Genomic DNA, 20,967 nt, shown 5'->3' on the forward strand with positions numbered 1-20,967 from the left:
TAGCCCCTAGCCCCTAGCCCCTAGCCCCTAGCTCCTAATTGGTTGCAAAGGCTTACAATAAAAACAGTCCTGTGCTACCTTGCAACCAGCAAGATGCAAGCACACTCACCCTGCAAACACATCAAACGTGCCGTACCCCCCCCAGAACAGCCAAGAGCTGGATCTGAAGACATTATTTCCCTTTGAACTAGACGATTTCCAGCAAGAGGCGATCGCAGCCCTTCAAGCTGGCAAATCCGTCGTCGTCTGCGCCCCCACAGGCTCCGGCAAAACCCTCATTGGCGAATATGCCATCTACCGCGCCCTCAATCGCGGCAAGCGCGTCTTTTACACCACTCCCCTCAAAGCCCTCTCGAACCAAAAGCTGCGCGACTTCCGCCACCAATTCGGTCAAGACATGGTAGGGCTACTCACAGGTGATATGTCTTTCAACCGGGAAGCACCCATCCTGGTGATGACAACAGAAATTTTCCGTAATATGCTCTACGGAACCCCTATCGGTGAAGTCGGCACATCTCTCACGGGGGTGGAAGCCGTAGTCTTAGATGAATGTCACTACATGAACGACAGACAGCGGGGTACAGTCTGGGAAGAATCGATCATCTACTGTCCCGCTGAAGTTCAACTCGTCGCCCTCTCCGCCACAGTCGCCAATAGCGACCAACTTACAGACTGGATTGGCAGAGTACACGGCCCTACAGAGTTAATTTACTCCGACTTCCGCCCAGTCCCCCTGCAATTTCACTTTGCCAATCAAAAAGGCCTCTTTCCCCTCCTGGAAGCAGGCACAAAAAAAGTCAACGCCCGCCTCGTACCCAAAAAAAAGCAGCAAAAAGAAACCAGAGGCAATATCCCCGTCCCTAATTTGCCAGACATTCTTTCTGGCTTGCAGCAAAGGGATATGCTGCCAGCAATTTACTTTATCTTCAGTCGCAAAGGATGCGATCGCGCCGTTGGCGAAATGGGCAATTTGTCCCTAGTAACGGAGAAAGAATCGGCCTCACTCCGCCGGATTGTGGACGACTTTTTAGAACGCAATCCAGAAGCCCGTCGCGCCGGACAAGTAGAACCCCTCTACCAAGGCGTAGCAGCCCACCACGCAGGCATTTTGCCCGCTTGGAAAGGATTAGTTGAAGAACTTTTCGGCATGGGTTTAATTAAAGTCGTATTTGCCACCGAAACCCTCGCCGCCGGGATCAATATGCCCGCCCGTACCACAGTAATTTCCACCCTTTCCAAACGCACAGACAGGGGACACCGCCTGTTAAATGCTTCCGAATTCCTACAAATGGCGGGTAGAGCTGGCAGACGGGGGATGGATGAGGTGGGATACGTTGTTACCGTGCAAACACCCTTTGAAGGGGCAAAAGAAGCCGCTTACTTAGCGACAGCGGGAGCTGATGCCCTTTCCAGCCAGTTTACCCCTAGCTATGGCATGGTATTGAACTTGCTGCAAACTCACACTCTGGAAGAAGCTAAAGAGCTTGTAGAACGCAGTTTTGGGCAGTATATATCAACTCTGCACTTGCAGCCCCAACAAGCAGAAATTGACATCCTCAAGAGGGAATTAGGGGCGATCGAGGCACAGTTAGACTCCAGCGGCAAAAACATCGCCTCTCTAGAGAAATTACTCGCCAATTATGAAAAATTGCAAGGGCGAGTTAAAGAAGAAAAGCGGATCTTAAAAACTTTAGAGCAACAGGCAGAAGAAATACGGCTTAAAGATATGGCCGTTGCCGTTGCTTTTGCTGTAATTGGCACAGTGCTTAGTCTCAAAGGTAAGCACGTCCCGACAGCTAAACGACCCCAAGCACCAGCTTTACCAGCGGTATTAGTTGCCAAAATACCGGGGCCTGGTCAAGCTCCTTACTTGGTATGTTTGGGTAGAGATAATCGCTGGTATGTTGTGGCAATTAGCGACGTGGCGGGCTTGTATGCCGAAATTCCGCGCTTGAGTGTGGTGGATAGTTTGGGCGTTCCCCCTGAAATGGCGATGAGATTGGGCCAGTGTCGGCTGGGGAATGAAGATACAGCCGCGATCGCACGTTTAATTCCAGAAATGCCCACGCCCACACCGCCCCCAGAAGCGATCGCACAGCAGCAGCGCATAGCCGCACTAGAACAACAGCTAGAAAATCACCCCCTCCACGAATGGGGAAACCCCGCTAGCTTGCTTAAACGACAACGCAGACGCGGATCGCTGGTCAAAGAAATTAGCGATCGCCAACAGCAGCTAGAAAAAAAACGTGCTCGCTACTGGGAAGAATTTCTCAATTTAATCGCCATCTTACAAAGCTTTGGCTGCTTAGATGGCTTAATGCCAACAATGTTAGGCAAAGCTTGCGCTGCCATTCGCGGTGATAATGAATTGTGGCTAGGTTTGTCCCTAATGTCGGGCGAATTTAACGAACTTGACCCCCATCACTTAGCTGCTGCTTGTGCCGGCTTAGTCACCGAAGTTTCTCGGCCAGACAGTTGGACTCGCTACACTTTGTCCCCCGAAGTTTTAGAAGCTTTAGACAATTTACAGCGAGGTCTGCGGCGGCGAGTATTCCAAGTACAGCATCGCCACGACGTAGCAATCCCTATCTGGTTAGAGCGTGAAATCATCACTTTGGTAGAACAATGGGCTCTTGGCGTAGAATGGCTTGACATTGTGGCCAACACGAGTTTAGATGAAGGCGATGTGGTGCGGATTTTGCGCCGGACTTTAGATTTCTTATCTCAAGTTCCTCACGTACCTTATATATCTGAGTCTTTGCGAAGCAATGCCTATCGCGCTATGCAGTTAATTGACCGCTTTCCTGTTAATGAAGGGGTTGATTGAATAATAGTTAGTGGTTAGTTGTTAGTTGTCGGTTGTTAGTTGTTGGTTGTTTGTTGTTGGTTGTTTGTTGTTGGTTGTTTGTTGTTAATATTTGACAATTACAAGACTTACGCAAAATCATCCGTAACGCCGCCTTCTAGGCGGTAACATCACCGCCTAGAAGGCGGCGTTACGTAAAATGTGCAGAAGTCTTAATATTAAGTGAGTTCGATGGAGTGCGATATTGTTAGTTAATTTATTTTTTCCAACTAACAGTTAACAACTAACAACTAACAGTTAACAATTAACAGTTAACAATTAGTCCAAGTGGTGTGTTGATGAGTTTTGATACCAATGCAGCTTAAGAAGTTTCACATAATGCCTGATAATCGCCTTCAGGCTAGAAAAACGCGACTGCTCGTACCTGCGCTATTAGGAACTTTAGCTAGTAGCTTAATTAATTTACTTGTATTATTTCCCTCTCCAGGGTTAGCAGAATCAGTCTTGGGTGTAGTTCGCAGCTCAGACAATTCTGCTGATTGGATTAAGATTACAACACGGCTTTGGGAAAGCGGAATTAGCCGTTATAAACCAATTAATCTCGAAGATATCAAAAGTGCAGCGGATTTAGCCGGCGTTTCTGTACTATTTTTGCCCAACATTGAAACCCTTAGTGCAGTCCAAGTTAAAGCAATTGAAGAGTGGATGAAACAGGGAGGGCGATTAATTGCTACAGGCCCAGTGGGGCGAAGTTCTCCAGCTTTAGTCAGACAATCACTGCGATCGCTCTTAGGCGCTTATTGGGCTTTTCCCTTAACTCAAGCCACAACACCTGAACCCCGGTTACGGTGTCGAGATATTGCTTGTAAAACTTCTACTAATTGGGTTCCACCTGAGCAAGCCAACGCCACAGTCAAAGGTGGCGTATTAATTCCCGCTGATATGAACAGTCAAACCGCTGCGATCTGGAAACAGAGCGACGGTTCCTCAGCAGTAGTTGCTAGCGATCGCGCTACCTATTTAGGTTGGCGCTGGGGTACAGACGGATCGCCAGAGTTAGATCGAGTTTGGATGCAAGCATCCTTAACCAGATGGGGCGGCGCTGTTGGTCCCGTAACCGATGTAGCAAGATCGGGACAGGGAAGCGGGGGAGCGGGGGAGCAGAGGAGCGGGGGAGCGGGGGGGCAGGGGAGCGGGGGAGCAGAGGAGCAGGGGAGAATTTCTCGCTCTACACCAGTTAATCCCTCTCCGCCATCTACCCTATTTCCCCCATCTCCCCCATCCCCCCCATCCCCATCTGGGCCTGTTCCAGAGAATTTCACAGATCCCTCAGAACAGTCAGCACCCCCTGGTTTAGATGTAGAAGCGAGTGCTAATAAGCCCATCAGCACCATCGAAGCGTACTTGATGCGCCAAGAACTCACAAATCTTTTGGGTAGGTTTGAAAGCTCTCTGATCGCGGCTAATTCTGCGAATGTAGCTATCAACCTCAACGCTGCAAACTTTGCACCCCAATTGGTAGCGGCGACTAACAATATGGGTGGTGGGGTTGCTACTAGGCCTCCAGTTATAGAAGGGGCCGCTGCGGGTGCGATCGCACAGGCGAAGCAAGTGCTACAAGAGTTTGATCGCCTGATCGCAGCCCAAAACTACACCGCCGCTAGGCAACAATGGTTACAAGCGCGTCAACAACTCTGGCGAAACTACCCCACAGAAGGACAACGAGCCGGCGCAGAAATTCGTGCCGTTTGGCTAGATCGAGGCAGTATTGTCAAAGCTGGTTCTGAGCAAGGATTAGCCGCAATTTTTGACCGTCTCGCCCAAGCCGGCATCAATACAGTTTTCTTTGAAACATTAAATGCTGGATATCCTATTTATCCCTCTCAAGTTGCACCGCAACAAAATCCCCTAATAGTTGGGTGGAACCCACTGGAATCTGCTGTGAAATTAGCCCACGAGCGGGGTATAGAGTTGCACGCTTGGATCTGGGCTTTTGCTACTGGAAATAAGCGGCATAATGCCTTGCTGGGACTCCCTGGGGATTATCCCGGGCCGGTACTTTCGGCTCATCCAGATTGGGCAAATATAGATAATCAAGGTCGCCGCCAGCACGTCAATGATGGCAAATTTTACCTCGATCCTGCCAATAAAGAAGCCCGCAGTTATTTACTACAAATAATTGGGGAAATTTCCAGTAAATACAAAGTTGACGGCTTACAACTGGATTACATTCGCTATCCTTTTCAAGACCCAAATTTGGGTTTTAGTTTTGGTTATGGGAAAGCCGCCCGCGAACAATTCCAGCAAATCGCAGGTGTAGATCCGGTTAAACTTTCTCCCGATAGTGGCGATTTATGGCGTAAGTGGACTGAGTTTAAAACCGAACAAATTAATAGTTTTGTCGCTGAAGTTTCCCAGTTTTTGCGACAGAATCATCCTGGCACAATTTTGTCAGCAGCAGTCTTTCCTCACCCAGAAAGTCAGCGGATTTATAAGATTCAACAAAACTGGGAAGTTTGGGCGCGTCGGGGTGATGTGGATTTAGTTGTGCCGATGACTTATGCTTTGGATACTAATAGACTCCAACGGATTGCACAACCCCTAGCGAGGGAACAGAATTTAGGCCCGACTTTAATTGCTCCAGCAGTGAAGTTATTGCAGTTACCTGAAATTGTGGCAATTGACCAAATTCAAGCTTTGCGAGATTTGCCAACGGGGGGTTATTCAATTTTTGCTGTTGAGACGATTACTAATAATTTGCAAAGTTTTTTTAGTCGCACTCAAGGTCAAACTCCTGTGCGTTCTCAGTCTGCAAATGGGCCTATTCCTTATCGTCAACCTTTTGAGGCTGCTGCTGTTCGCTATACTGCCTTAAAGCAGGAATGGAGTTTGCTTTTAGCTACTAATCAACTGCGAATTTCTGATTCTGAGCTTAAGGGTTTACGCTCTCAATCTGATGAGTTAGCGCAGGCTTTGAGTGCTTTGGCTGCTAATCCTTCTGGGGATAAGTTAGCGAATGCTAGGAGGTTGTTAGGAGCTTTTGAATCTCAGTTTAAAAATTCAATGCGGCTTCATGCTATGGAGAATAGTTATCAGGTTCAAACTTGGCAGAATCGTTTGGCAAGTTTGGAGATGCTATTACGTTATGGGGAGAGAGTGGAGTTGAACCGGAGATGAATAAAGATATGAGCATCAGTCCTATTAACAGTTAACAATTAACAATTAACAGTTAACAGTTAACAGTTAACAGTTAACAAAAATTCTGATGCAATCAGATTTGATAGAATTTCCGTCAGAGGTTGAGGTTTTGTAATGAAATAGCCTTGTGCGTAATCAACTCCAATCTCTTTAATTCTTTGTAAGATGGTCTCGTTACTAACAAACTCGGCAATTGTTTTAATACCCATAATATGTCCGATGCGATTGATTGCTTCTACCATTGCGTCAGCAATAGGATCGTTGGCGATATCTTTAACAAAATATCCATCAATTTTTAAGTAATCAACTGGTAAATTTTTCAGATAGGCAAAGGAACACATACCACTGCCGAAATCATCTAAAGCAAAACAACAGCCTAACTTCTTAAGTTCCTGAATAAATTGTACAGCTTTACTAAGATTAGCAATTGCTACGGTTTCAGTAATTTCAAAACAGATGATTTGCGGTGGAATTCTGTAAAATGTAAATTGATTTTGCAGAAACTCAATGAAAGTATCATCATTAATACTTGCACCAGACAAATTGATAGCATAAAGAGATTTTTGTAGGGGGATTTGTGCCTTACCATTAAATTTAGGATTCCCCATCCTTAAGCCAGAATTAGCTAAACTAGAAAATAACTTACGGATTACCCAACGGTCAATTGCTGGCATTAAATTGTAGCGTTCAGCAGCAGGCATAAAGCTACCCGGAGCTACTATTTCTCCGGCTTCATTCAACATCCGTAGTAAGATTTCATAGTGTACTCCTTCGCTCCAATCTGAGGTCAGAGGTGCAATAGTTTGAGAGTAGAGGCAAAAGCGATTTTCTTCTAAAGCTTGATTAATTCGCCCTACCCATTGAGTTTCGCCAAATTGTCTAGCCATGTCACTATCATCAGCTTTATATAGGTGCAAGCGGTTGCAACCTTTCGATTTGGCTGCATAGCAAGCGGCATCGGCTGCACTTAATACATTCGCAGATCCAACATGGCAGGCAATCTCTCGATCGTTACTCCCAATCGCAACTAAACCGATACTAACGCTAATACTAAATGTTTTTCCATCCCATATAAATCGAAAATTTTGGATTTGCTCTCGCAAATAATCAGCTATTTGGAGGGCACGATTTATTGAACATTTATAAAGCAACAAACCAAACTCATCTCCGCCTAAACGCGCTAGGATATCTGTCTCTCGGACTTTGCTTTTCAATAAGCCTGTTACTTGACGCAGCAATTCGTCACCGGCTGCGTGACCGCAAGTATCGTTAATTATTTTGAATCTATCTAAATCCAAATAACATAAAACGTGCTGTTGATTTAAAGTTTTACTGCTAGTAACGGCTTCTTCTAGCAGCCGTTCAAATTCGTGGCGGTTAATTAATCTAGTGAGACGATCGTGAGTAGCTTGCCATGTTAATTGGCGTGACAAATTCCGCGCTTGCGTGACATTCCGAAAGACTAAAATCGCTCCCATAATTTGACCGGAACTGGCATAAATTGGTGCGGCGGAATGATCGATCGCAAATTCCCGACCATCTTTAGCAATCAAAACCATGTTTGTCGCGGTGGCAACTATCCGGTTTTCTCGGAATACTGCTGTAACGGGATTTTCTACTACCTCGCGAGTGGTTTCATTTACCAGTTGGAATACCTCACTTAGGGGCTGACCTTTGGCTTCTTCAGTTTGCCAACCAGTGAGGATTTCGGCAACGGGGTTGAGAGACTGAACCTCACCCTGTGCATTGGTAGCGATCGCGCCATCCCCAATCGATTGTAATGTTACTTGCGCGAGTTCTTTTTCTTGAAATAAAGCTTGTTCAATTTGTTTGCGATCGCTAATATCGCAAAAAGCGCTCAGAATTGCCGCTTCCCCATCAAACATCAAGGCCTCCAGGGAAGCTGAAACCCAAAATGGTGTCCCATCTGCCTTCTTAGCGCGAACCTCGTAATTTCGCAGGTATCCTTGACACATAAAAGCTTCTAGCAAAGCTTCCCGTTCAGCCAAATCATAGTAAAATTCTGAGGTTTTATGGTGTAAGAGTTCTTCACGATCCAACCCAAAAGTCAGGGCAGTATATTCATTAAGATACAGCGGTACACCGTCGCTAGCACGAGTAATCACTACTGGAATTGGAGTTGCTTCCGACACAGCGCGAAACTTAGCTTCACTTTCCCGTAACGCGGTTTGAGAGAAATCTAGCTGAGTCAACATCTTATTAATTGTCGTAGCTAAACTTGATAATTCATCGGAACCAGGTATTTTTAAGTGTTGCGAGAGATTACCTGAAGAACCGATTGATTTCACGCCTGCACTCAAAGACGCCAATCGCGATAGGATTAACTTTTCCAGTACAGTTATGCCAACCAGACCAAAAATTGCACCGCCGATCAGAAGCGACCAAGTAAAATAACGCAGGCTGGCTTGACCTTGTTTATAAAGATCTCTATGAAGTTCTACTCGCAATAACAATGATTCTTTTCCGTAGATATCTTTAAGTTTTGCATAGCCTGCGATCGCATCAGCACTTAAAGACTGCACAGTAATTGGACAGTTAGCATTGAAAGCAGAGCATTCTGCATAAGTTTTTACGGAATTAAGCCGGGGTAATCTTAATTCATCAAGTTTCAAGATAGAACCCACTTGCTCATCTTTCAGCATACCGTTTTCTGGTCGATAGGTACTAATTGAAAATTCAGTTTGCTGAGCTATGCGCTTGATTTTAGTACGATCTAGATAGCGCCCGACAATTAACGTACCTCTAATGGGGCCTTCATATTTATTAGTCAAAATTGGGCAAGAAGCCATCAGTATAGGCAATTCCTTAGTATCTGTCTCCGCCGTTTCATCCTGCTTGCCCAATCCCTCTGAGAGCATTACAATTCCTGTATGGCAGCTTCTGAAATTATGGTGAGCGAGCAGGGCTGAATCGGCATAGATATAGTTAAGTATCCTCTGAGGAATGGGTTCGGCTTGATACTTTTGTAAATCAAAACCTTTACTAAAAACAATCTGACCATTGCTGTTGAGAAACAGCATGATATTGAGCCGGAGATTGCCAAAGGTCTGATCGTCAAGATTTGCTTTGATGTAGCGCTTGTTAGCATCCTTAATGAAGGAGTACGTTTCATCCCAAGGTGCCCAATCTTGAGCGATGCTATTTAATTGATTTTGCTCATTAGCTAATGCCTCTATCACCCGTTCGACATTCTGACGGACGCGCTCTTTTTCTAGTTTATTGAATCGATTGAGCAAGATAGTGGATGAAGCTGCGTAGAGAACCAAATTTAGACTGACTAGAGTCGCGCCAAAGATTAATAATATTTTGTGTCGCAATGTCATGGAGTTTTTTCCTGATAGACTGCATTGAGCGATTGCAACTCATATCAAACCCTGAAAATTAAATATTAAATATGAGTATAACTGATATTTAATATTTAATTTTCATTTTGAATTGACCATTACTTACTTACTTACCAGTAATTCCCTGATAGCAGGATTAAAGTACAATGGCTGTAGGGAGCAATCCCCTTGTCGTTGTCCCTCGATCGCGACAAGTACAGGAGGACATAACCCTTACAAATTCTTTACAATTCATTTCGGTTTGCTAGATTTCCTGTAAAATGACTTTGCAACCGGATTTGATATTGCCCATAACACCTTATTTACACCCCAAGATTATTGTCGAGACTGCCTTGGTCACACCGTCAAGGTGAAGCGGTAAAAGAACCGCCCACAGGGCAGAGCTACGTAAGTAATTGGTAATTTCTGTCCCAGAGAGTTTGCCAATCTAAGTAATCTCAAGTAAGTGTTCCTACTACTTTAGCCTTAGTCTTGCCTAAGTGTCTCTGGCACTCCCACTGAGGACAGACCTGCGATCGCCCTCAGATTTTGAGAACGAATCAACTCAGTGAAATTTAAACTCCCACGCCCCTCAATCTGGGCGACGGCTTCAATGGCAGAGAGTAAATGCCGAGCAGCATCCGTTTCGCTATAGCCTCGCCGCCCCGCAACCCGAATAGCAGTTTCATCGGCTTCTAATTCTAATTGAGGACTGCGACTCGATTGCCAAATACGAGTCAGGCCTAGCCCCGCTAGACCACCAGCAACCACAACCCCCACCGCATCCCCCTGAACTCCTTGAGCGATCGCACCTAAAATCCCTGCCAGTGCAACGCCTTGATAAAGTTCTGGTTTAAACCACTTCACAGCGCACAACCAGCCCTGAGTCCGCAATATCAACAAATCCCGCTGCGGCTTCGACAACCGCCGCCATAGGTCAAAATTGACGTAAATCAAACGTTCCGGCTTCCAAGGCAGCGGAAAAGGGCTGTCAATCACTGTTGCTTGCTGCGGTTTGCTGATTATTTTAGCCATCATGCGACCAGAGGCGGGCATGATATCTAAGAGGCGGCGAATTTCTGGTTCAGGATTCATAGCTTTTACGTATAACTAGGGGCTAGGGGCTAGGGGCTAGGGGCTAGGGGCTAGGGCTAGGGGAAGAAGGGAATAGAATCTATGATGGCAGGAAATCAGAACGTCCTAACCGCCTTGACGGTTGCTATAATTGCTAATTACGAACAATACATAATTATTGATTAATATAAACCAATCTTTAAAAATATTTAACCTCTTGCTTCCCGACATGGAAACAAAAGGCTTTTCAATAATTAGCTAAACTTACTTCTTGTATAAATCGGGAAACTGTTCCCGCAACTGAGACAACTTCGGCAAATCATGGGCAACCACATAGGGATAATTCGGATTACGAGCCACAAAATCTTGATGGTAATCCTCAGCCGCATAAAAAGCAGTTAAGGGAACTAACTGAGTAACAATCGGATTACTGAAAACTTGCGCCTGATTGAGTTGCTGAATATAAGCAGAAGCGACTTGCTTCTGTTCATCATTTGTAAAAAAGATCGCAGAACGATATTGAGTACCCTCATCCGGCCCTTGGCGATTTAACTCTGTGGGATCGTGAGCGACAGCAAAGTAGATTTTTAGAAGCTGTCCGTAAGATATTTGCGAGGGATCGTAGGTAATTTCCACTGCTTCAGCGTGTTCGCTTTCCCCAGCACTAACTAATTCGTAATTTGCCGTCGCTTCATTGCCACCAGAATAACCAGAAACGACAGCAGAAACCCCTTTCAGATGCTCAAAAACAGCTTCTACTCCCCAGAAGCACCCTCCAGCAAAAACGGCAGTTTGTTTGCCCTTTGCCATCGAAATCGAGATATCAGCAGCCGGGTCTGGTATTCTAGTCTGGGACGCACGACCAGCAAGTGCAGCCGTGAGTAAAATTATCGACAAGCTGCCTACTAGGTAACGAGATAGAGTCAAAATGCGAATTGCCATAGAGTTACAATATTAAATTTGGTGAATCTGTTTGTAATACGTAATAGAACTTATTTTGGATTGCTCCAATGGACATCAGTTTTTTTTCTAGAGGTTTAATCGTTGGCTTCTCAATTGCTGCACCTGTCGGCCCCATTGGAGTGCTTTGTATTCGCCGCACTTTAGCTCAAGGCCTCGCAGTTGGCTTAATCTCAGGTTTGGGAGCAGCTACGGCTGACGGCTTATACGGTTCGATTGCTGGATTTGGATTAACATTTATTTCCGGCTTTTTAGTTAGTCAGCAAGTATGGTTGCGAATTATCGGCGGCATTTTTTTATGCTATTTAGGTATTACAACTTTTCTGGCAAAACCCGCACAGTCCGCAGCCGAAGCCACAGGTAAAGGACTTATTGGTGCTTATGCCTCAACATTTTTTTTAACTGCTACTAATCCCTTGACAATTTTATCTTTTGCTGCCATATTTGCTGGTTTGGGAGTTGCTAGTGCTGGCAGCAATTATCTGGATTCAGGAATATTAGTATTGGGAGTATTTTTAGGTTCTGCTCTTTGGTGGTTACTACTCAGCACTGGGGTTAGTATACTCAGGAAAAAATTTGACGATCGCTCTTTAATCTGGATTAATAGAATTTCAGGATTAATTATTATTGTATTTGGCATTATTGCCCTTTTAGGTTAAGCTGATTAGTAGATTTGTAGGGTGGGCGCTCGCCGACAACTACCTATAGCTATAAGTTACAGGCTTTTTGCGGCGAGCGCCCACCTTACATTTAATTTGCTTACACCCAACCAACAACTAACAACTAACAACTAATACCAAATCCTGGTTAGTTATCCCCTTTATTAATAATAATCCGTCATTGCGAGCAAAGCGAAGCAATCGCAAGGTCTCTGCGATTGCTTCGCTTTGCTCGCAATGACAATAAAGGGGGTAGTAAACCCGGATTTGGTATAACAACCAACAACTACAACTAACAACTAACAACCAACAACCAACAACTAACAACTAACAACTAACAAACTTATTCTTGGGGAGCAGGAGCGGACAAACCTACTTGACGTGAAGGCTTTAAAACCACTGCTTTTTCCCCTTTAGATTTAGCATTTTTCCCCACATGATTAGCCACTACTCCTAAGCAGGGAATGCCAAAACTTTCTAATTGACTGAGAACTTGCTTAACTACAGAATTCTTAGTTTTGAGAACAGCCACAACCATCAAGATCCCCTCTGTCCGCGCCCCGATAAAATTAGCATCTTTAGCATCAATAAGCGGGGGCGTATCATAAATCACTAAATCAAACTTTGTTTGAAATTCCTCCATTAAATGCGCCATAAAACTAGAACTCATTCGTCTAGCAGCACCCGGCAAAGGAATCCCAGCCGTCAACACAAACATATTATCAGCTAGAGGCGATCGCTGAATAATATCATTTGGCTCCAGCTTATTACAAAGTAGATCGCTCAGACCTCTAAAGTTGGGTAAATCCAATAAAGTATGTAGCGTTGGCGAATGCAAATTTGCATCTACTAACAGCACTCGTTGACCAGCAAGAGCCGCAACTTCAGCTAAATGTAAAGCTACAGTAGATTTGCCATCACCAGGTGCAGCCGAAGCAATAGTTAAGGAGCCAATCTGACGGTCTGAGAATAAAAAACAGAGATTAGTGTAGAGAGCATCAAAAGCTTCTAAAAATGGAGATGAACTCCTGCTAGCGAGATCGTTGCTGACTAAAGAAGCATAACCATTCCGATAGTCGCGCGCTAATTTTTCAGAATCTTTATCTAAAGGAATTACCCCTAACATCGGTAATTGAATTGCATCTTTAATATCCTCAGCTACGTAGAAAATATTGCGTCTCTTTTCTATCCACAAAGCAGCTAGCATACCCAATACTAGAGCACCCACTACCGCCATCGCAAATTTGTTTTTAGCTTTACTGGGAGCCGGCTCTAAATTTCCAGCGGGATCGAGAGGTATCCGAGGCTTAGAAATCAGTTCCCAAGGCACTTGGTTTTGAGCTGCTTGCACTCGCAACGTTTCTCGCTGAGTCAAAAGTTGGTCGCGGGTTTTAGTCGCAATTTCCAACTGTTGCGACAATTCATTATACTGACGAGCCACCGCCGGAAATAGTTTGGCTTGTCGGTTTAAATCGTCTCTGGCCTGTGATATTGCCTGATTGCGAACTTCTAAAACCTGAATTTGATTAGCGGTATCAACTAATTGTTTAATCAGTCCTACGCGAATCGAATTTTGAAATCTCATTACTTTAGAATTGTTGGCATCAACTCCTAAGTTCTGTCCGATAATTCGCTGGGTTTGCTGATTGAGTAAATCTAACAAGTTGGCTCGCTTGCGTTCTAGAGCTTCTAGCAGGGGATTAGCAGATTTAAACCGCGCCGATTCTAAAGCAATTTGACTTTCTACTTCCTTCACCTTTACCAGTAATTCTTTATACTGAGGTTCTTCGCTCAAGGCGGAAGCAGCAATAGCTTCATTGGGGGTAAAATCTAATTGTTTCTGCAAGTTAGCATAAAGCGATCTCTGTTCTTCCAATAGCCTTTGAGTTTCTAATTCCTGAGTTTCAATGGTGCGAACTTGGGTGAGTAATTCTTCTCCTTGCACTTTCGGATCGCTGATTCTTTGCTGCTGCTGCAATTGCTGTAACCTTGATTTAAGGTCATTTACACGCTGCTGCAAGCCGGGAAGTTGATCTTCAATAAATTTAACACCTTCTCCAATACGGCTTTTCCGTTCTTCAAGGCTGTATTTTAAATATTTCTTAGCCATTTCGTCTAAAATAAACTGTACCATCTCTGGGTCTTGTCCCAGATACCGAACTTCAATAATCTTAGTTTGGTCAAGCAGATTACTGCCGACGCGGATTACCAGTAATCCTCTTTGGAACTCTTCGTAGGTAAACTTAGGATATTTAGTTTTAATCCGATCTACGATCGCATTAAGCATTTGAGGACTCTGTAGAATCTCAAGCTGAGTGGGGTAATCCAAGCTAAAAATATCTCGACTTGGCACTGCCGAGTCGCTGCGAGCGAGGGTGGAAGGTTCAGCAATTCTAGCTTCATTAGTCACAGGTTCTACTAAAAGCCGAAAATCTCCTTGATAGGTTTTTTTAGAAGTTTTGATATAAAATCCTGCCCCAACTGCGACTAAAGTTGTAATCGCAAGAATTAGCCATGCTTTTCGCCGGAATGTCCGCAAAAATGGGGCAAAATTTAATCCTTTTTGAGGCTGGGGACTAGACTCATCTGTATCGACGACAGGTAATTCTTGAAATTGTCGGCCTCGTTTACCAATTGATACAATTTTATCTCCCTGTTCTGTCTCCATGTTCACCTCTGATGGTTATTTGTCCTGTCACTCAATTACGCCTTTAAATGCCTATATCAATCAAAAGTTTACTAGGTGTCACCTCTAAAAAATTTACTTTACATCTAGCTCAACTATGAAATCTATGTGGTATGTGGGATACCCGCTAGTGAGATGCAAGTTAGATGGGTACAGCTTACGATCTAGGATCGTTTTTAAGACTTCCGATCGATTTAAAATCACCAAACGTAGTATTTTCTAATTGCCTCCCAACTCTAACCCCTTTTGCTTCAAATTTTTTTAGCATTGTGCAGGATATTGGTAGAGCATATACTATGCTAACATAACTGCACAGTGCCGCTTAAGCTCAGCATTGCAGCAAATTTCTCCTGGCAATAGGCATGACAATTGCTTATTTAGTTAATCAATACCCGAAGGTTAGTCATAGTTTCATCCGTAGAGAGATTGTCGCAGTCGAAACTTGTGCTAGTAGAGTTGCACGTTTTTCCATCCGTTCTTGCGACGCTGAACTTGTAGATGGAGCAGATAAAGTAGAGGAAGATTTGACTCGAACCGTCCTCGAAATTGGAATGCTAGGCTTACTCTGGAGCCTGTTATGGACTGCTGCAACTAAGCCGCTACGATTTTTCAGGGCGTTAGTGTTGATGTTCCGGGTTGGCTGGCATTCAGAAAGGGGCATTTTGCGCCATTTTGCTTACTTAGCGGAGGCCTGCGTGCTCCTGGGTTGGCTTTCAGATGTGGGTGCGACACACCTTCACACTCACTTTGGGACAAATTCTACAACTGTAGCGATGCTGTGTCGCGTTTTAGGCGGCCCTCCCTACAGTTTTACTGTTCACGGCCCTGAAGAATTTGATAAGGCTACGGTTTTAGCCTTAGATGAAAAAATTAAGAGTGCGGCTTTTGTGGTGGCGGTGAGTTCTTTCGGCAAAAGTCAGTTATGCCGATGGTGCGATCGCGCTCAGTGGTCTAAAATTCATATCATTCACTGCGGAGTAGATGCTGAGTTTTTGACTCAACCGCTGGTTCCCATACCGCAGGAACCTCGCTTAGTTTGTGTTGGTAGGCTTAGCGAACAGAAAGGCCACTTGCTATTAGTAGAAGCTGCCCATGAGTTAGCAGTTTCCGGCTTGAAATTTAAGTTGATATTAGTAGGTGATGGCGCACTCAGAGAGGAGATCGCATCTTTGATTGCCAAGTTCAATCTGCAAGAATATATAGAAATTACTGGCTGGGCGACAGGTGCGGAAGTTAAGGAACAAATTCTGGCGGCGCGAGCTCTGGTATTACCGAGTTTTGCTGAAGGTTTGCCAGTAGTGCTGATGGAAGCCTTAGCTTTGGGTCGTCCTGCGATCGCTACCTATGTCGCGGGTATCCCAGAGTTAGTTGAACCTGGTGTCTGCGGCTGGTTAGTTCCCGCCGGTTCAGTTAGTACACTAGCAGAAGCAATGCGGGCTGCTTTAGAATCGCCACCAGAATTACTAGAAAAAATGGGTAAAGTAGGACGCGATCGCATTGCTCAAAATCACGATGTTACTGTGGAGGCGAAGAAATTAGTAGCGTTAATGGCTAATGGCTAATGGCTAATGGCTAATGGCTAATGGCTAATGGCTAATGGCTAATTGGTAATTGGTAATTCAGGACTTACGCATTCTGCTATAATTTTCTGTCATTGCATTGGCGTAGCCTGCGCGTAGCGCTTGACTAGGCGCAAGCAATCTCAAGCCCTAGATTACGTCAAGACTACGTAAATCCTATTAATTGCTAATTCTTCCCCCGCTCCCCCATCTTCCCCATCTCCCCCATCTTCCCTCTTCCCCTAGCCCCTAGCCCCTAGCCCCTAGCCCCTTCTTCCCTCTTCCTTCATCATGTCATCTTTAAAAAAACTTGCTCTTCGGGGTGCAGCTTGGACAATTGCTGGGTATGGAATGAGCCAGATTTTGCGGTTTGGTAGCAATATCATTCTAGCTCGTCTGCTCTACCCAGAACTATTCGGTCTGATGGCGTTGGTAAATATTTTTATCATCGGTCTTCACCTATTTTCGGATATTGGCATCGGGCCAAGCATCATCCAGAATAGGCGCGGAAACGAACCAGATTTTCTCAATACGGCCTGGACTTTGCAGATCGTTCGGGGGTGTACCCTGTGGTTTTGTTGCTTGTTATTGGCAAAGCCGATTTCCCTGCTATATGGAGAACCACAGCTTTTTTGGCTGCTACCTGTGGTGGGTTTAAGTACGGTTATTTCTGGGTTTAACTCCACTTCTTTGTATACTCTCAATCGCCAGATGGCGATCGCAAAGTTGGCAATTTTTGAGCTAGGAGGTCAGGCGGTTTCAATTGCGGCGATGATTACTTGGGCGTGGTTTGATAAAAGTATTTGGGCTTTGGTAGTTGGGACGCTGGTGGGTAGTTTAATTCAATTAATTTGGAGTCATTGGTTGAATTTGGCAACACCTAACCGCTGGGTATGGGATCGAGAGGCGGCTAGTGCAATCTTTTCTTTTGGCAAGTGGATTTTTGTTTCGACGGCGGTAACATTTCTGGCCGAACAAAGCGATCGCCTCATGTTAGGAAAAATGATTTCCTTTGAGTTGTTAGGCGTTTACGGCATTGCTTTTATCATTGCGGATATACCGCGTCAGGTGGTTTTAGCTGTCAGTAGTAAAGTGCTTTTCCCAGCTTTTTCACAGCTTGCTGAGCTCCCGCGTCCAACTTTTCGGGCTAAAATTCTCAAAAACCGTCAGCCGATTTTGCTGGCAGTGGCGTTAGGCGTAGCGCTATTAGTTAGCTTTGGGGATTTTGTGATTCTTGCCCTCTATGATAGTAGGTACTCGAATGCTGCCTGGATGTTACCGGTGTTAGCTTTGGGGATATGGCCTCGAATTTTGACACAGACAATTGACCAGGTGTTGTTTGCGATCGGCAAGAGTTACTATCCTGCTTATGGCTGTGTTTTAAAGTTTATTTTTATGGTGGTGGGACTACCGACGGGGTTTTATTTTGGGGGTATGCTGGGGGCGATCGCAGTAGTTGCACTCAATGATTTGCCATTTTACGCGGCTATAGTTTATGGTTTGGAACGCGAGGAGTTAAGCGCTGCGAGGCAAGATATTCAGACTACAGGGTTATTTCTGGCTTTGCTAGTAGTTGCGATCGGCATTCGCTTGGCTTTGGGACTTGGACTTCCTGGGGCGACAGTGTTTCCCTAAAAGAAGGAAGAAGGAAGAAGGAAGAAGGAAGAAGGAAGAAAAATTTAGTTATCTAGGAGAGAAGGAAGAAGGAAGAAGGAAGAAAAATTTAGTTATCTAGGAGAGAAGGAAGAATGTTTATACAGTCAGCTTTTTAGCCATCCCGATCTTATGTTTAATTAGGTGGATTTACTTATCAATCAATATGCAGACTAATTCAACTCGGATGGATGCGGTACAGTCGCCAATCATTCCAGTCATAGGAGAACTAATTCGCCAATCTCCGGGAACGACATCATTAGGGCAAGGTGTTGTTTATTACGGCCCGCCAAAAAGTGCTTTCGATCGCATTCCTGAATTTCTAGCCGATCCCGAAAATCACAAATACAAAGCCATCCAAGGAATTCCACCTTTACTAGAAGCAATAGAGACGAAACTTAAAGCAGATAACGGCATAGAAATTAACAGTAAAAACTGCATTGTTGTTACCGCTGGTAGCAACATGGGGTTTATGAATGCCATTCTCGCCATTACTTCCCCTGGGGATGAAATTATTATTCAATCGCCTTATTATTTTAACCATGAAATGGCGGTTATGATGGCAGATTGCCATCCCATAGTAGTAGCAACAGATGAAAATTATCAACTGCAAGTTAGTGCGATCGCGCAAGCAATTACGAATAAAACTCGCGCCATTGTCACAATTTCACCCAACAATCCAACTGGGGCTGTTTATCCTCTAGAAGCATTACGCGAAGTTAATGAAATTTGCCGCCAACAGGGAATTTATCACATCAACGATGAAGCTTATGAATATTTTACCTACGGCGGTGTAAAACACTTTTCTCCCGCAGCTTTTCCCGCTAGCAGCGAACACACAATTTCACTTTTTACCCTTTCCAAAGCTTACGGTTTTGCGAGTTGGCGCATCGGGTATATGGTAATTCCAGAACATTTACTTGTTTCAGTCAAAAAAATCCAAGATACAATTGTAATTTGTCCCCCTGTTATTTCCCAATATGCTGCACTAGGAGCATTGCAAGCTGGAAGAAATTACTGGGAAAATCAGATAGGCGCGATCGCGTCAGTGCGAGAAATTGTGCTTAATGAACTCAACCACCTGCAAGATTTCTGTACCATTCCTCCGGCAAATGGAGCCTTCTATTTCCTACTGAAAGTCCATACTCAACAGAGTGCGATAGAGTTAGTAGAGCGTCTAATTCGCGAGCATAAAGTTGCAGTCCTTCCAGGTACAGCTTTTGGGATGAATGATGGGTGCTACCTGCGCGTCGCCTACGGTTTAGAAAAAGAAATAGCCACCGCAGGTATTAAGCGATTGGTACGTGGCTTGAAAGCAATTTTATAGCAGGACGGGAAAATTTATAATTCTGTCGTCATTGCGAGCTCCGCGAAGCAATTGCCTAGTCTCTGCGATTGCTTCGCGGAGCTCGCAATGACAAGTATTTATCCCTCTTTTGTCACTTTCGGCAGAAAATAATCTGGGATGGTTATAGCATAAGACTTTTACCAAAAATCTTGATTTTAGCCATTCTGTTAGAAAATAAATGCTCAAATCCTTGCTATATCTACAGTTGACAATTTGGCTCTGATTTTTACTTTCCCAGAGTGACAAAAGAGGGATTAATATAAATCCTGCGCTACTTCAATTAGTCCGCGTAGGCGGACTTTGTTTGTGTAGCCGCGATTTCAATCGCCGGGTTGATTAAAAATTTCGCCTTTCTTCACCCGATCTAAAGCGTCAAAAAATGCCTTTACTCCCGCCGCTGGCCCATCAGCATGATCCATAATTCCGGTTCCAGAATTAAGAATTACATCCTGACCATAATCGGCGATAATGTTAGGAATTATTCCCGGATGAATGCCAGCAGAAGGAACGGGAAACACATCGCGATCGCGCAAAATATCCCGAATTTTTCCTTCCTGTGCAGCATCAAAAGGCAAATTCCCGTAATGGGCGGGATATAGCACCGCATCCGCCCCCCCGTGTGCCATCAGAGTCCCCAACACCACAGAATAAGCCATTCCGCAGTCAGGGGAAATGCACAAAGCCCCCGCCAAAGCTGGATGCGCGAAAATTGGCACATTAATTTCGGGGTCAGATGCGATCGCCTCCAACACGGCAAAACCGTAAGCAAGCACATTTAATAACAAGGCATTCGCCCCCTCTTTTACCAGCATTCGGGCGCGTTCGACTATTTTCGTGGCATTTCCCGTCACATTCACCGCATAAAGCACCGTGCGTCCGGTTTCCTGCTTTACTCTTGCAATTACTTCACGACAGGCCCGCAGACGTTCCAAAGTGGGGGCGCTTGCCAAATCTCCTAGAATTTCGTCATCTTTAATGATATCTAAGCCTGCGAACGCCACTTCTGATAAAATTTCTGCATGATCGCTGGCAGTCAAACCCAGTGCGGGTTTGAAAATTGCCATCACTAGCGGCCGGTCGAAAACTCCCAGGCGATCGCGAATACCAGCGATCCCCAATTTTGGCCGCATCCCGTAACTTGCCGGCAACCTCACCGCTACTACTTTTGCTGTTCCCGCCATCGAGTATTTACCGAAAATCATCGTCAGCAAACTAGGGATGTCATTTTCAACATTAGTTTCGGGAAAGCTTACAGTAGCAATGCTTTCACCAGTTGATTCAGTGCGAATGTTGATGACTTCCGCTAAGTGCGATCGCAGCGCCGACTCCCTACTAGCAAAACGCTCATTCCAAGTACCAGCAGTTTGTCCTACAGCAATTATTTTAGCTTGCTTTACTGCATCAACACCCGCAGGAAAACGATAGTCAACTTCTATTGTCATAATCTTAGTTCAAAGGACATCAAACTCAATTCCTAATTAAAAAACTATCAGAATCCGGCATCCACTACTTGCTAATCTGCCAATGTCTGGAGGAATATGTCATTGATTAGAAAATACTTAAGTAGGAGTGATACAAAATTAACAGTTATATACTTACGTATTACTTAGGTATCATCACCCAGAGGGCAGCATTACAAACTACTGGACAAGAAGCCGATTTCTGAGGTATCTTATCAAA

At 44.7% G+C, this 20,967-nt stretch carries 11 protein-coding genes; 6 read left to right on the top strand and 5 right to left on the bottom strand.

Annotated features, from left to right (window positions below):
- Nucleotides 1-127: 127 nt before the first annotated feature.
- Both OSCIL6407_RS0109990 and OSCIL6407_RS0109995 read left to right on the top strand, forming a co-directional pair.
- Nucleotides 128-2,827, top strand: a complete 2,700-nt coding sequence (locus OSCIL6407_RS0109990; RefSeq protein WP_007353941.1) for a DEAD/DEAH box helicase — start codon at nucleotides 128-130, stop codon at nucleotides 2,825-2,827.
- Between the two features lie 357 nt (nucleotides 2,828-3,184).
- Complete coding sequence (locus OSCIL6407_RS0109995) at nucleotides 3,185-5,983, top strand: family 10 glycosylhydrolase (RefSeq protein ID WP_007353942.1); 2,799 nt, start codon at nucleotides 3,185-3,187, stop codon at nucleotides 5,981-5,983.
- A gap of 59 nt (nucleotides 5,984-6,042) precedes the next feature.
- Here OSCIL6407_RS0109995 and OSCIL6407_RS0110000 read toward each other — a convergent pair whose 3' ends face one another.
- The 3 genes from OSCIL6407_RS0110000 to msrA all read right to left on the bottom strand — a co-directional run bounded on the left by OSCIL6407_RS0110000 (nucleotide 6,043) and on the right by msrA (nucleotide 11,364).
- Complete coding sequence (locus OSCIL6407_RS0110000) at nucleotides 6,043-9,348, bottom strand: EAL domain-containing protein (RefSeq protein ID WP_007353943.1); 3,306 nt, start codon at nucleotides 9,346-9,348, stop codon at nucleotides 6,043-6,045.
- Between the two features lie 486 nt (nucleotides 9,349-9,834).
- On the bottom strand, nucleotides 9,835-10,443 hold the full coding sequence (locus OSCIL6407_RS0110005; protein ID WP_007353944.1) for a DUF3318 domain-containing protein: 609 nt from the start codon (nucleotides 10,441-10,443) through the stop codon (nucleotides 9,835-9,837).
- Nucleotides 10,444-10,686: 243 nt separating this feature from the next.
- Nucleotides 10,687-11,364, bottom strand: coding sequence for a peptide-methionine (S)-S-oxide reductase MsrA (gene msrA, locus OSCIL6407_RS0110010; protein WP_007353945.1), 678 nt, complete (start codon nucleotides 11,362-11,364; stop codon nucleotides 10,687-10,689).
- Nucleotides 11,365-11,432: 68 nt separating this feature from the next.
- Between msrA and OSCIL6407_RS0110015 the strand changes: the two genes are divergently transcribed.
- Nucleotides 11,433-12,041, top strand: a complete 609-nt coding sequence (locus tag OSCIL6407_RS0110015; RefSeq protein WP_007353946.1) for a LysE family translocator — start codon at nucleotides 11,433-11,435, stop codon at nucleotides 12,039-12,041.
- 343 nt (nucleotides 12,042-12,384) lie between these two features.
- Here the strand turns inward: OSCIL6407_RS0110015 and OSCIL6407_RS0110020 are convergent, their stop codons facing one another.
- Entirely contained in the window at nucleotides 12,385-14,709 is a 2,325-nt protein-coding gene (locus tag OSCIL6407_RS0110020; RefSeq protein WP_007353947.1) for a GumC family protein, read from the bottom strand.
- A gap of 380 nt (nucleotides 14,710-15,089) precedes the next feature.
- On the opposite strand from OSCIL6407_RS0110020, the gene OSCIL6407_RS0110025 reads away from it, so the two are divergent.
- From OSCIL6407_RS0110025 to OSCIL6407_RS0110035, 3 genes are all read left to right on the top strand, one after another.
- Entirely contained in the window at nucleotides 15,090-16,289 is a 1,200-nt protein-coding gene (locus OSCIL6407_RS0110025) for a glycosyltransferase (protein WP_007353948.1), read from the top strand.
- A 288-nt stretch (nucleotides 16,290-16,577) separates the two neighbouring features.
- Nucleotides 16,578-17,921 carry an oligosaccharide flippase family protein gene (locus OSCIL6407_RS0110030; protein ID WP_019487179.1) on the top strand — a complete coding sequence of 448 codons (1,344 nt, stop codon included), beginning with the start codon at nucleotides 16,578-16,580 and terminating at the stop codon, nucleotides 17,919-17,921.
- 184 nt (nucleotides 17,922-18,105) lie between these two features.
- Complete coding sequence (locus OSCIL6407_RS0110035) at nucleotides 18,106-19,266, top strand: pyridoxal phosphate-dependent aminotransferase (RefSeq protein ID WP_007353258.1); 1,161 nt, start codon at nucleotides 18,106-18,108, stop codon at nucleotides 19,264-19,266.
- Between the two features lie 341 nt (nucleotides 19,267-19,607).
- Here the strand turns inward: OSCIL6407_RS0110035 and OSCIL6407_RS0110040 are convergent, their stop codons facing one another.
- Entirely contained in the window at nucleotides 19,608-20,729 is a 1,122-nt protein-coding gene (locus OSCIL6407_RS0110040) for a RuBisCO large subunit C-terminal-like domain-containing protein (RefSeq protein WP_007353259.1), read from the bottom strand.
- Nucleotides 20,730-20,967 lie beyond the last annotated feature (238 nt).

Origin of the sequence: Kamptonema formosum PCC 6407 (assembly GCF_000332155.1) — a bacterium.
In the GTDB taxonomy this organism is placed as follows: Bacteria; Cyanobacteriota; Cyanobacteriia; order Cyanobacteriales; family Microcoleaceae; genus Kamptonema; species Kamptonema formosum.

Bases quoted from the DNA above. Each gene is read 5' to 3' on its own strand.
- OSCIL6407_RS0109995 (WP_007353942.1), top strand. From the start codon at position 3,185: ATGCCTGATAATCGCCTTCAGGCTAGAAAAACGCGACTGCTCGTACCT.
- OSCIL6407_RS0110000 (WP_007353943.1), bottom strand. From the start codon at position 9,348: ATGACATTGCGACACAAAATATTATTAATCTTTGGCGCGACTCTAGTC.
- OSCIL6407_RS0110005 (WP_007353944.1), bottom strand. From the start codon at position 10,443: ATGAATCCTGAACCAGAAATTCGCCGCCTCTTAGATATCATGCCCGCC.
- msrA (WP_007353945.1), bottom strand. From the start codon at position 11,364: ATGGCAATTCGCATTTTGACTCTATCTCGTTACCTAGTAGGCAGCTTG.
- OSCIL6407_RS0110015 (WP_007353946.1), top strand. From the start codon at position 11,433: ATGGACATCAGTTTTTTTTCTAGAGGTTTAATCGTTGGCTTCTCAATT.
- OSCIL6407_RS0110020 (WP_007353947.1), bottom strand. From the start codon at position 14,709: ATGGAGACAGAACAGGGAGATAAAATTGTATCAATTGGTAAACGAGGC.
- OSCIL6407_RS0110025 (WP_007353948.1), top strand. From the start codon at position 15,090: ATGACAATTGCTTATTTAGTTAATCAATACCCGAAGGTTAGTCATAGT.
- OSCIL6407_RS0110030 (WP_019487179.1), top strand. From the start codon at position 16,578: ATGTCATCTTTAAAAAAACTTGCTCTTCGGGGTGCAGCTTGGACAATT.
- OSCIL6407_RS0110035 (WP_007353258.1), top strand. From the start codon at position 18,106: ATGCAGACTAATTCAACTCGGATGGATGCGGTACAGTCGCCAATCATT.
- OSCIL6407_RS0110040 (WP_007353259.1), bottom strand. From the start codon at position 20,729: ATGACAATAGAAGTTGACTATCGTTTTCCTGCGGGTGTTGATGCAGTA.